The organism is Halovulum sp. GXIMD14793, from assembly GCF_054457435.1.
The window spans coordinates 1-12077 of sequence record NZ_JBTLNE010000081.1 but is presented as its reverse complement, the minus strand read 5'-3'; the positions used below and the strand labels follow the sequence as shown (position 1 = coordinate 12077).

Genomic DNA, 12077 nt, shown 5'->3' with positions numbered 1-12077 from the left:
ATGTGCCGAACGACGGCTTGATCGCATCCGGACGCCGCCAGAGCCAGCTCAATTGTGTCAGTCACGTCCTCGGCCCGCATGTTCGTGCAGAGCTTCCAGGCGATGATATAGCGGCTGTACTCTGCAACAAAGTGAGATATCAAAGCTGGCCCCGTTTGAGTATCTGTCCCTAGTCTTTGCGGTCATCGCGGATGGGATGCTGTTTCGTCTGATCCCCGGCCCCAGCTTTTACCTGTCGACCGTGATGATCCTGATCGCCATGTGGCTGATCACCTTCAAAGATCAAAGAGCGCCCTCAAAGTCTTAGGTCTCGCCCTTGTTTGACCGCGGGCGGCGACCTCGCCAACGGCTTGCGCAGCACGGACAAGTTTGTCACTGTTTGCACGAGTAAGGGGCAAGAGCCATGCAGAATATCAGCAGCATGTCACCGCAGGAACTGGCAGAGGCCAGCGCCAAAGCTATGTGGGATGCGGACACAGCATCGCAGGCCCTTGGCATCGTGATTACGCAAATCGCACCGGGCACGGCGGTGCTTGACATGACCGTTACAGAACAGATGACCAACGGGCATGGCAATGCGCATGGGGGCTATCTGTTTACACTGGCAGACAGTGCGTTTGCCTTTGCCTGCAACACCTACAATCAGGTGACGGTTGCGCAGCATTGCTCTGTCACTTATGTTGCGCCGGGGGCCTTGGGCGACCGGCTGACCGCCACCGCGCGCGAGGTGTCGCGCAAGGGGCGCTCTGGCATTTATGACGTGACCATCGCCCGCGCCGATGGCACGGTTCTGGTGGAGTTCCGGGGCCATTCCCGAACACTCGGCCAGACCCTGCTGCCCGAACCCGGACAGGATCAGTAACAAGAGGCATTGCATGAAAGACCTGACCCCCGATCCATCCATCCTTGATCCGATTGAGCGGGCCAGCCGCGACGAGATCGCCGCTTTGCAGCAAGAAAGGATGGCCTGGTCACTGCGTCATGCCTATGAAAATACGCCGTTTTATCGCCAGCAATTCGATGCTCATGGCGTGCATCCTGATGACTTTAGAACCCTTGCCGATCTTGCGAAATTCCCTTTCACCCTGAAACAGGATCTGCGCGACACCTACCCGTTCGGCATGTTTGCCGTGCCGCGGGATCAGATCGTGCGTGTGCATGCCTCGTCCGGGACGACGGGCAAGCCGACGGTGGTTGGCTATACCAAGGGGGATATCGAGACCTGGGGTGATCTGGTGGCCCGGTCCATCCGCGCCTCTGGCGGGCGGGCCGGGGATATTTGCCATATCGCTTATGGCTATGGGCTGTTTACTGGCGGGCTGGGCGCGCATTACGGCGCGGAAAAACTGGGCTGTACCGTAGTCCCTGTCTCGGGCGGAATGACAGAGCGGCAGGTGACGCTGATCAATGATTTCAAGCCGGATATCATCATGGTCACGCCGTCCTATATGTTGTCGGTGCTGGATGAGTTCCGGCGTCAGGGACTGGACCCGCGGGCCAGTTCATTGAAGGTCGGGATTTTCGGCGCCGAACCCTGGACCAACGCAATGCGGACCGAGATTGAGCAGGCCTTTGATATGCATGCGGTCGACATTTATGGCCTGTCCGAAGTGATGGGTCCGGGTGTGGCCAATGAATGTGTGGAGACCAAGGACGGGCTGCATATCTGGGAGGATCACTTTTATCCCGAGATCATTGACCCTGAAACCGGCGCGGTGCTGCCCGATGGTGAAATGGGGGAACTGGTCTTCACAACCCTGACCAAAGAGGGCCTGCCGATCATCCGCTACCGCACCCGCGATCTGACGCGCCTGCTTCCCGGCACGGCCCGGTCGATGCGGCGCATGGAAAAGGTCACCGGGCGTTCGGACGACATGATCATCCTGCGCGGTGTGAATGTGTTCCCGACCCAGATTGAGGAACAAATCCTGAAATGCACCGGTCTGGCCCCGCATTTCCAGATCGAACTGACCCGCAAGGACCGGATGGATGCGATGGCCGTGCATGTGGAATGCACCGCCTCAGAGGCGTCAGAGGCCGCGCGGTCGGCTTCGGCCAAGGAATTGGCACATCACATCAAATCGGTGGTGGGGATATCCACGGCGATCATCGTGAATGATCCGGGAGCCGTGGCGCGGTCTGAAGGCAAGGCCAAGCGTGTGGTGGATCGTCGGGGGGATTGAGTACCTCAATCGTTCGATAGGAAAAAAGGTGGTGATTGCGAGGCTTTTCCTGCGCGGAATCAAGGCCGAAGGCCGCCGTGCATCGCACCAAGAACACCTAAAAAATTGGGCAAAGCCCTCTATGTCGTCTCAACAGGCATCGGCCAGGTTTTCGCCACCATGGTCAGCACATCATATTGTGCGACCACCTCTTTGTTCTGGTTGGTGACATGGCAGTCCCAGCGTACCTCGCCATAGTCGCCATTGGCACGGGGGTTGATCTGTTTGCAGGTCAGGCGGACCTGCAGGGTGTCACCGAAATAGACCGGGGTCATAAAGCGCAGGTTGTCGACGCCGTAATTGGCCAGAACCGGGCCGGGGTTCGGCTCCACAAACAGGCCAGCTGCGAAGGATACGATCAGGTAACCATGCGCCACCCGGTCCTCGAAGAACGGGTTTGCCTTGGCGGCGTCACTATCCATATGGGCATAGAAGGTGTCGCCGGTGAACTCGGCAAAATGCTCGACATCGTCCTTGGTGATCGGGCGGGCGTCGGTCACGATCTGATCACCGATGCGCAACTCTGCCAGCGATTTACGGAACGGGTGTGTGCCTTGCTGTGCCGGGGCACCATCGACCCATTCACCGGTGATCGCCGCCAGCATCTGAGGGGAGCCCTGAACCGCAGTGCGCTGCATGAAATGCTTGATACCCCGAATGCCGCCCATTTCCTCGCCGCCACCCGCGCGTCCCGGACCGCCATGGATCAGCGGGGCCAGGGGGGAACCATGGCCGGTTGAGGTCTTGGCCGTATCGCGGTTTCCGACCAGCACGCGGCCGTGATAGGCGGCCAATCCCTGCACGATCTCTGCCGCTGCTGACGCATCATTGGTGAACAGGGACGACACCAGCGACCCTTTGCCCTTGCGCGCAATCGCAACGGCCTCTGCCAGGTCGTCATAGGGCATCAGGGTTGCGACCGGGCCGAAAGCCTCCACCGCATGAACCGTTTCGGCGCTCAAGGGACCCTTGCACTGTAACAGCACAGGGTTCAGGAACGCCCCGGCCTCGGGATCGCCGCTGGTGACCTGCACCGTATCGGGCTGGCCGCAGATAACATCTGCCTCCCGCTGCAACTGGCGGATCTTGTCACGCACGCTTTGGCGGTCGGACTTTGACACCAATGCCCCCATGCGCGTCGCCTCATCATCCGGCAGGCCAACGGTCACCTTTTGTAGGCGGGCTGACAGTGCCTCGGCCACGTCATCCTGCAAGGCACGCGGCACGATTATCCGGCGGATCGCGGTGCATTTCTGCCCGGCCTTGAAGGTCATCTCGCGTGCGGCTTCCTTGACGAACAGCTCAAACTCCGGCGTGTCCGACCCGGCATCGGCCCCAAGGATGGAGGCGTTCAGGCTGTCCGCCTCCATCGTGAAGCGCACCGAGTTGGCGACAATAGCGGGGGAGGATCGCAGCATCTGACCGGTCGAGGCTGACCCGGTGAAGGTCACCACATCCTGTTCCATCACATGATCCAGCATATCCCCGGCATTACCGGTGACGATCTGCAACGCGCCATCGGGCAGCAGCCCGGTGTCCAGCATCCGGCGCACGACCAGTTCGGTCAGGTAAGCGGTTTGCGAGGCCGGTTTGACCACACAAGGCATGCCGCCAATCAGGGACGGCGCGACCTTTTCCAGCATCCCCCAGACCGGAAAGTTATAGGCGTTGATATGAACCGCCACGCCCTGCAGCGGACTAAGGATATGCTGCGCAACAAATGACCCGTCGCGGGACAAAGGCTCCACAGCGCCTTCTGTCAGAACCTTTGTGTTGGGCAATTCGCGCCGGGCTTTTGACGCAAAAGTCAGCATGGTGCCGATGCCGCCGTCGATATCCGGCCACCCCTCGGCGCGGGTCGCCCCGGTGGCGTAGTTCTCGGCATAGAACTCGTCCCTCATCTCCATCAGCTTCAGGCCAAGTTCCTTCAGCATCAGGGCGCGTTCATGGATGGTCATGCGGCGCAGGGCCGGGCCGCCGACGCTGCGCCCCCAATCCAGGGCGGCTGCGAAATCCAGCCCTTCGGTGCCGATCAGGGCATGCACCGCGCCTGTGGCCGCATTGGCGATAGGGCGTCCCTCACCAGCGCCAGTGCGCCAGGCCCCTGACAGGTAGCTTTGCAAACGGCGGGGTGAGGTGGCCATGTCTTTCATTCGGGATATCCTTTTCGCATCTCAGGCGAGTTTCAGTGCGGCAAGGCAGCGATCCGCCGCAGCCTGCCAATCAGCACGCAATTCTTCGTTGGGGGTATGGCGCAGTCCAAGCTGCGACAGGCGGTCAAACCGGTCTGATGCAGCAGCCCCAAAGGTTTCGGCGACGCGCGGCAACCAGTATGCGACAGAGGCCTGAACCTCTGCCTTTCCGACCGCGGCTCCGATCAGACGCTCAAGACCTTCGCAGCCAAGCTCCATATGCAGTTGTTCCACCGGTGCAATCTCGCGCATTACCTCAGCCAGCGGCGTGTAGGACACCTTTGCCATTTCCTCCAGCTGGATGCCTGTTGCCAGACCCATCAGCGCATTCAGCACGCAGGCATCTGCCCAGCCTGTCAGCGGTGCGTGAAATACGGACAGGCGCATATCGCCGCCCTGTCTCTGGGGCATGACCTTTGCCTCACGCGGGGCGCGCGCCGCCCAGTCATGCGCCTGATTATAGCGCGCGGTGTCGGTGCCGAAATCGCCCATCAGATCCAGCACCTTTTCCGCATGTGCCGCCTTTTCCAGAACGATCCGGCTGGCCGCAATGCGTTCGCGGATGCCCGGTGCCCAATTGACCGCATCGGCAAACCCGGCAGAGCCGGCCAGTTCGCTGTCGACAAAGGATGACATCAGCCGCATCAGTTCGGCGCGATAGCGCGGCGGTGCATTCTCGGGCGAGGTCAGCTTGCCACCCTGGGCCAGATAATCGGCCATCGGCATCGTATCTGGATCATTCGTCATAGCTTAGCACCAGTTTATCGCTGACGGGCACGCATTGGCAGGACAGCACGTAGCCCGCGCGCAACTCGTAATCTTCAAGCGCGTGGTTGATGCCCATCTCAATCTCTCCTTCCAGCACCTTGGCGCGGCAGGTGGAGCAGACACCCGCCTTGCAGGCAAAGGGCGCATCCATGGCGTTGGCAATCGCCGCTTCCAGCACCGAGGTGCCATCTTTGGCCATGGCAAAGCTGCGGGTGGCACCATCAAGGGTCACGGACACCTCGCAGTTTGCGCCCCCTGCGGCCTGCTGTTTCGACACCGCGCGGGCCTTGGCACGGCCCGGTTGGGAGGACGCGAAGAGTTCGAACTTGATCTGATCGTCAGCCAATCCATGATCTTTCAGCGACTTGGAAATCGCCAGCATCATCGGTTCGGGGCCACAGATAAAGGCGGTGTCGACGCTGTCAGCGTCGATCCACAGTTTGAACAGGGCGTTCATCTTGTCGGCGTCAATCCGGCCCGAGAACAGGTCGATATCCTGGGTCTCGTTTTCGAGGATATGAATGACCGACAGGCGGCCCAAATGGGTGTTTTTCAGGTCCTCCAGCTCCTCGCGGAACATGATGGTGCCGATCTGGCGGTTGGCATAGACGAGGGTAAAGCGGGAGTTTGGCTCGCGGGTCAGGATCGTTTTGATGATCGACAGCACCGGGGTGATGCCCGAGCCACCAGCGAACCCCAGATAGTGTTTGGCCGCATCCGGATCAAGCGGGGTGTGGAACCGGCCCATCGGGGCCATCGCCTCGACCACATCGCCCTTGCGCAGGTCTTCGTTGGCCCAGGTGGAAAACGCGCCGCCATCGACCCGCTTGATGCCGACCTTGATCGCGCCTTCATCCAGCCCGGTGCAGATGGAATAGGACCGGCGCAGCTCCTGCCCGTCGAAATCGCGGCGGAAGGTCAGGTATTGGCCTTGGGTGAAGTCAAAGGCCGCGACATCTTCGGACCGCGGTTGCAGGGTGACGACCACGGCGTCGCGGGTGTCCTTGCAGATATCGGTGACCTCAAGCGGATGGAAACGGGCCATATCAGGGGTTTTCCTGCGTCAGATGCATTTGAAATAGTCGAAGGGTTCCAGACAATCCTTGCAGCGATAGGACGCCTTGCAGGGGGTAGAGCCGAACTGGCTGATCTTTTCGGTATTGCCGGAACCGCAATGCGGGCATTCAATCACCAGATTGGAGCCGCCCGCCAGCCGTGCTGCGCGCGCCGCCAGATGCCCGTCAGCGGCGGTGCCATCGACGGGGGGCGCGATGCCGTAGGCTTTCAGCTTGTCACGGCCCTGATCGGTCAGCCAATCGGTGGTCCATGGTGGCGAGATACGACGATCAAGCCGCAGCTTGTCGATGCCCTTGCCGCGCAGATGGCTTTCGATATCCATCTCGATCACAGACGTTGCAGGACATCCCGAATAGGTTGGCGTCACCGTCACCACCAGCGTTTCCGCGTCATAGGCAACGTCGCGCACAATGCCGAGATCAGTCAGAGAGATCACCGGAATCTCAGGGTCCGGCACCTCGCCCAGCCAGTCCCAGATCTGATTGGTGGAAGGGGTCGCCATCGCCTACCACTCCGCCCCGGGATAGGCGCGCTGCAGGAACTGCATTTGGGTCAGCAGAAGACCCAGATGTTCGGTGTGCCGCCCGGTTTTGCCGCCGGTCTGGGCGTAAGCCTCGGGGTCTGGCATGGGCAAGGTCGCCTCGGTCAGTACATCGCGGATCGTGGCCAGCCAGGTTTCGCGCAAGTCTTCGGGCCGGGGGGCGATCCCGGCATCGGCTATCGCCGCATCGACTTCGTCGTCCAGAAACATCTCGCCAGTATAGGGCCAGAGCAGGTCCAGCGCCTCCGCCATCCGCTGATGGCTTTCCACTGTTCCATCGCCCAGCCGCACGACCAAGTCAGACGAGCGTTCCAGATGATACGCCACCTCTTTCCCCGCTTTGGCCGCAATCTCAGCAACGCGCGGGCTGGTGGAGGTGGTCAGCCTTTGGAGCAGGTCGAAATGGTAAGCATCGAACAGGAACTGCCGCATGGTGGTCACGCCCATATCGCCATTGGGCAGCTCGGCCAGCAGCAGATTGCGCAGCGCCATCACGTCGCGCAGAAACGCCAGATCATCGGCGCTGCGGTCCTTGCCCTCAACCTCCCCGGCTAGGCCCAGCCACATCTGGGTATGCCCGATCAGATCAAGCGCGGTGTTGGCCAGCGCGATATCTTCCTCAAGCACCGGCGCATGGCCGCACCATTCGGACAAACGGTGACCAAGGATCAGCGTGGTGTCACCCATCCGGCAAAGCCAGGTAAAGAACGCTTCGCGCAGCGCCGGGTCGGTGACATGCGGGTCAGCCATCACATATGCCCCACATCATCGGGGATGTCGAAAAAGGTCGGATGGCGGTAGGTCTTGCTTTCGGCCGGATCAAACAGCGGCCCCTTGTCCGAAGGGGACGAGGCGGTGATCTCATTCGACGGCACCACCCAGATCGAAACCCCTTCCTTACGGCGGGTATAAACGTCGCGCGCATGGTTGATCGCCATTTCGGCATCGGGCGCGTGCAGACTGCCAACATGCCGGTGATTGAGGCCGTTCTGGCCGCGGATAAAGACCTCCCACAGGGGCCATTCGTTGGACTTCCGGGCTTCCGATGAAGGCTGTTGTGCTGAGCTCATCTTTTTCCTTCCTGATCTTTGAACCCTGCGGCCGGGTATCTTTGGGGTCGCAGGATCAACATCAAAACGCATACACCTCAACGCGGTGCCGGTCGGGGTCAAAAACCTGTACCCGAGTCGGCCCAGCAGCCTCGAACTCAGCCTCTTCGACACCGTTCTTCTGGAACCTGTCGCGCAGTGCCAGAACCTCAGCCGGTGTTCCAAGCTGAAAGCCGAAATGGCTGGTCCGTGGCATCTGTGCGGGCGGTTCGCCCTCGCTCATTGCCAGCAGGCCGCCGTCTGGCCCGGCAAGGATCAGCAGGTGGTCATCCTCGTGCACCCGGTCGGGCAGATCGAAATAGGTCTGATAGAAGTTGGCCGACCACGCACGGTCCGAAACTGTCAGGGCAACGTGGTTCAGTTTCATGTCTATTCCGCCGCCACTTTACCAGCCTGCCGCTTGGCGGCATAAGCGCTGAGACCTTCGCGGAACCAGGCCCCGTCATCCCAGGCCTTTTGCCGTGCGCCGATACGTTCCTTGTTGCAGGGGCCATTGCCCTTGAGGACGGCGAAGAATTCGGTCCAGTCGGGTTCGGAGAAGTCATAGCCCTGCTTGTCCTCGTTCCATTTCAGGTCCAGGTCCGGGACGGTCAAGCCCAGGAATTCGGCCTGCGGCACAGTCTGGTCGACGAATTTCTGGCGCAGCTCGTCATTGGTGTTGATCTTGATCTTCCAGGCCATGGATTGCGCGGAATGCACGCTGTCCTTGTCAGACGGGCCGAACATCATCAGGGATGGGTACCAGAAGCGGTTGAGCGCATCCTGCGCCATCTCCCGCTGCTCGGGCGTGCCACCGGCCATCTTCATCATGATGGCGTAGCCCTGCCGCTGGTGAAAGCTTTCCTCTTTGCAGATGCGGATCATCGCACGGGAATAGGGCCCGTAGGAGGTCCGCTGCAACGGCACCTGGTTCATGATCGCTGCCCCATCGACCAGCCAGCCGACCGCACCCATATCGGCCCAGGTCAGAGTGGGATAATTGAAGATGGAGGAGTATTTCATCCGCCCGTCCAGCAGCATCTCGGTCAACTCATCGCGGCTGACACCCAGCGTTTCGGCGGCGGAATAAAGGTACAGGCCATGCCCGGCCTCATCCTGCACCTTGGCCAGAAGGATCGCTTTGCGTTCCAGCGTCGGGGCGCGGGTGATCCAGTTGCCTTCGGGCAGTTGGCCGACAATCTCGGAATGGGCGTGCTGGCCGATCTGGCGGATCAGGGTCTTGCGATAGCCTTGCGGCATCCAATCCTTGGGCTCAATCTTGTCCCCGGCGTCGATACGGGCCTGAAAGGCCGCCAGTTTTTCCGGGTCTTCGTCCGTGGCTTCGGACTTGATCATCTGTGCATACATTGGCTGGCCCTTTTTGGTTCAGGTTCGCTCTAAAATCAGGGCAATGCCCTGCCCCACGCCCACACACATCGTACATAGCGCATAACGCCCGCCGGTGCGTTGCAGCTGATAGGCGGCGTGCAGCACCAGCCGCGCACCCGACATACCCAGCGGGTGGCCGATGGCGATAGCGCCGCCATTGGGGTTCACATGCGGCGCATCATCCGGCAGGCCAAGTTCACGGGTCACCGCAAGGCCCTGCGCGGCAAACGCCTCGTTCAGTTCGATGACGTCCATCTGGTCAAGGGTCAGACCGGCCCGTGCCAGCACCTTGCGGGTGGCAGGCACCGGGCCGATCCCCATGACGCGCGGCGCCACACCGGCGGCGGCCATGGCAACGATGCGGGCCTTGGGTGTCAGGCCGTGGGTTTTCATCGCAGCTTCCGAGGCAACGATCGCTGCCGCCGCGCCGTCATTGACGCCCGAGGCATTGCCCGCAGTAACCGTCAGATCAGGGCCGTTCACACCGCGCAGTCGGGCAAGTTGGTCGGCGGTTGTGCCGGGACGCGGGTGTTCATCCGTATCGACAACAACCGGATCGCCCTTGCGTTGGAGGATGGTAACGGGCGTGATCTCTTCGGCGAAGACCCCGGCCTTTTGCGCGGCGCCCCAGCGGGCCTGCGACCGGGCGGCAAAGGCGTCCTGATCGTCACGGCTGATGTTGTAATCAGCAGCGACATTGTCAGCGGTTTCCGGCATGGAATCGATGCCATACTGCGCCTTCATCTTCAGGTTCACAAAACGCCAGCCGATGGTGGTGTCATACATCTCGGCGTTGCGGGAAAAGGCGGTTGTGGCCTTGGCCATCACAAAGGGCGCGCGGCTCATGCTTTCGACGCCGCCAGCCAGCATCAGGTCTGCATCGCCCGCCCGAATAGAACGCGCGGCAAGGCCAATCGCATCCATGCCCGACCCGCAAAGCCGGTTCACCGAGGTGCCCGGAACCTCCACCGGCAGACCGGCCAGCAGCGCGGCCATGCGGGCAACATTGCGGTTATCCTCCCCGGCCTGATTGGCGCAGCCCATGATGACATCATCGACCTGTTCCCAGTCCACCCCGCCATTCCGCGCCATCAGCGCCGCGATGGGAACCGCGGCCAGATCGTCGGTGCGCACCGATGACAGCGCCCCGCCATAGCGGCCAATCGGGGTGCGCAGGGCATCGCAGATAAAGGCGTCAGGCATAAAGGTCGTCTCCCCCAGATATTGATTCGAGCCGGGTCTTTCCGGAAAGGGTATCACTAAAAGCAGCACGGAAAAAGTCTGGTCTTGGGAATTTTGTGATGCTTTTACGGATTAGTCCCTGCTGCCTCAGCCGTTAGCCCGGCGATCCGCGTGTCAGTCTCCGCGTTGGTCGCTGGCAAATATCCTGCGTCAGTCATGAACTGCGTTCCGACATGGGCATCCGCCTGTGGGGACAGCGACAGGTAGCGGCGGACAAAGACCGCACGGGCGCGGTCGGCTGGCCAATCCTCAGGACAGGCCAGCAACGGCAAGCGTGGGTCGGCCAGCGCAGCAAGGCGATACTCGTGCACCAGCCGCAGGCGCAGGCCAAGCGCAATGGCCGGTGTCAGGGGCTGATCCAGTTGCGCGGTCAGGGACTCAAAGCGTTGCAAAAAGCTGTCATAGGCGGCGACCACACCCGCCAAATCCCAATGCCGGGCGGCAAAGCGGCGCAGATCACCGGGCGCGCCGGGATCATCCGCGCGCAATGTCAGACCCGGCGGCGGCGACAAACCGGGATGATTAGGCGCCATCGCGACCGAAGGGGACAGGCGGTTCCAACCGGCGGGCAAATCCTCGTCCCGCAACCCTTCGGACAGGCAGATCCGCCAATCCGTCGGCCTTGGCGAGGGGGAGAACAACAGGCGACCGGCATCGCGGAACTCGGCCTGAGCAGCGGGCGTCAGGCTGTAGTAACTTTTGCGCCCGACCCGCATCCCCCGAAGCCGCCCGGCGCTGACAAGCCGCGAGACGGCTGTGCGCACCAGGCTTTCGTTCAGCCCATGCTCAGCACAGCATTCGATCAGCGTTCCCATCCACAGACTGCCGCCGCGCGGCTCCACCACATCGCCATAGATGGTGACGATAAAGGCGGTGGCCCTTGGGGGGTCCTGCACCCCGGTCGGGTCGTTTGGGCGGGTTTCGGTCATTGAGGTTTGGTCATTTACAGGGGTCAGAGGCTTAGCCCCTTATATCACGGCTTTGGAAAAGGTCAGCGAAATCCGTGCTGTTTTGTGGCGGGGCGTCATCCCTCGCCCAGCATCTGCCGCAACTTGCCATAGTCGGTTTTGGACCGATGACGCCGATCCAGCGGGATTTCCGGGACCTTCCGTATGGTTGCGATCCCCAGGTCGCGGGCGAGGGCCGTCAGCGCCTCCGCTTCTGCCGCCCCTTCAATCGCAAGCGCAGCCTGCCCGCTGATTTGTGTCAAAGCGGCCCGGTCCACACCCGGCCAGGTTTCGGCCGCTAGTTCTGCCGCAAACGGATAAATCCGGCCCTCTGCCCCGTCGACCGCCGCACTCCACCGGCCCAACAACCACAGACGGCCCGCAGCGTCGATCCGCCCGGCATCATCAGTGCGGTGCCAGATGCGATCCCCGTCTTTCACCTTGATGCCTGCCTCTGCTGCCGGGTCGAGGTAATGGGCATTCACATGCGCGCTGACCTGCCCCCCGAGGCTCCCTCATTCATAACGAGAGTCTGCGGGTCTGGTTTTCATATTCGTTGGTTTCGTTTTGGGCAAGCGCGCCGGGCGCGGAGCCCTCAAATTGCTCAAGCG

The 12077-nt window shown here is 61.5% G+C and carries 13 protein-coding genes; 2 read left to right on the top strand and 11 right to left on the bottom strand.

Annotation, left to right across the window (positions count from 1 at the left end):
• Window positions 1-421: 421 nt before the first annotated feature.
• Entirely contained in the window at window positions 422-862 is a 441-nt protein-coding gene (gene paaI / locus ACW9UQ_RS17175; RefSeq protein ID WP_458932231.1) for a hydroxyphenylacetyl-CoA thioesterase PaaI, read from the top strand.
• 13 nt (window positions 863-875) lie between these two features.
• A complete protein-coding gene (paaK, locus tag ACW9UQ_RS17170; RefSeq protein ID WP_458932230.1) occupies window positions 876-2183 on the top strand; it encodes a phenylacetate--CoA ligase PaaK in 1308 nt (435 codons plus the stop codon).
• A 119-nt stretch (window positions 2184-2302) separates the two neighbouring features.
• Here paaK and paaZ read toward each other — a convergent pair whose 3' ends face one another.
• The 11 genes from paaZ to ACW9UQ_RS17115 all read right to left on the bottom strand — a co-directional run bounded on the left by paaZ (window position 2303) and on the right by ACW9UQ_RS17115 (window position 11951).
• Window positions 2303-4375, bottom strand: a complete 2073-nt coding sequence (paaZ, locus tag ACW9UQ_RS17165) for a phenylacetic acid degradation bifunctional protein PaaZ (protein WP_458932229.1) — start codon at window positions 4373-4375, stop codon at window positions 2303-2305.
• Between the two features lie 21 nt (window positions 4376-4396).
• A complete protein-coding gene (locus tag ACW9UQ_RS17160) occupies window positions 4397-5161 on the bottom strand; it encodes a Phenylacetic acid catabolic protein (protein WP_458932228.1) in 765 nt (254 codons plus the stop codon).
• A complete protein-coding gene (gene paaE, locus ACW9UQ_RS17155; RefSeq protein ID WP_458932227.1) occupies window positions 5151-6227 on the bottom strand; it encodes a 1,2-phenylacetyl-CoA epoxidase subunit PaaE in 1077 nt (358 codons plus the stop codon). The genes ACW9UQ_RS17160 and paaE overlap by 11 nt, the downstream gene beginning before the upstream one ends.
• 18 nt (window positions 6228-6245) lie before the next feature.
• Window positions 6246-6761: a 1,2-phenylacetyl-CoA epoxidase subunit PaaD gene (paaD, locus tag ACW9UQ_RS17150; protein ID WP_458932226.1), complete on the bottom strand. Its 516-nt coding sequence runs from the start codon at window positions 6759-6761 to the stop codon at window positions 6246-6248.
• Between the two features lie 3 nt (window positions 6762-6764).
• Window positions 6765-7550 (bottom strand): 1,2-phenylacetyl-CoA epoxidase subunit PaaC, encoded by a 786-nt coding sequence (paaC, locus tag ACW9UQ_RS17145; RefSeq protein ID WP_458932225.1) that lies wholly within the window; start codon window positions 7548-7550, stop codon window positions 6765-6767.
• On the bottom strand, window positions 7550-7870 hold the full coding sequence (gene paaB, locus ACW9UQ_RS17140) for a 1,2-phenylacetyl-CoA epoxidase subunit PaaB (protein ID WP_458932224.1): 321 nt from the start codon (window positions 7868-7870) through the stop codon (window positions 7550-7552). Before paaB ends, paaC begins: the two co-directional genes overlap by 1 nt.
• A 61-nt stretch (window positions 7871-7931) precedes the next feature.
• Complete coding sequence (locus ACW9UQ_RS17135) at window positions 7932-8276, bottom strand: VOC family protein (protein ID WP_458932223.1); 345 nt, start codon at window positions 8274-8276, stop codon at window positions 7932-7934.
• A 2-nt stretch (window positions 8277-8278) separates the two neighbouring features.
• Window positions 8279-9256, bottom strand: coding sequence for a 1,2-phenylacetyl-CoA epoxidase subunit PaaA (paaA, locus tag ACW9UQ_RS17130; protein ID WP_458932222.1), 978 nt, complete (start codon window positions 9254-9256; stop codon window positions 8279-8281).
• A gap of 18 nt (window positions 9257-9274) precedes the next feature.
• Window positions 9275-10480: a 3-oxoadipyl-CoA thiolase gene (gene pcaF, locus ACW9UQ_RS17125; protein ID WP_458932221.1), complete on the bottom strand. Its 1206-nt coding sequence runs from the start codon at window positions 10478-10480 to the stop codon at window positions 9275-9277.
• Window positions 10481-10584: 104 nt separating this feature from the next.
• Window positions 10585-11448, bottom strand: a complete 864-nt coding sequence (locus tag ACW9UQ_RS17120; RefSeq protein WP_458932220.1) for a PaaX family transcriptional regulator C-terminal domain-containing protein — start codon at window positions 11446-11448, stop codon at window positions 10585-10587.
• Window positions 11449-11543: 95 nt separating this feature from the next.
• Window positions 11544-11951: a hypothetical protein gene (locus ACW9UQ_RS17115; protein ID WP_458932219.1), complete on the bottom strand. Its 408-nt coding sequence runs from the start codon at window positions 11949-11951 to the stop codon at window positions 11544-11546.
• Window positions 11952-12077 lie beyond the last annotated feature (126 nt).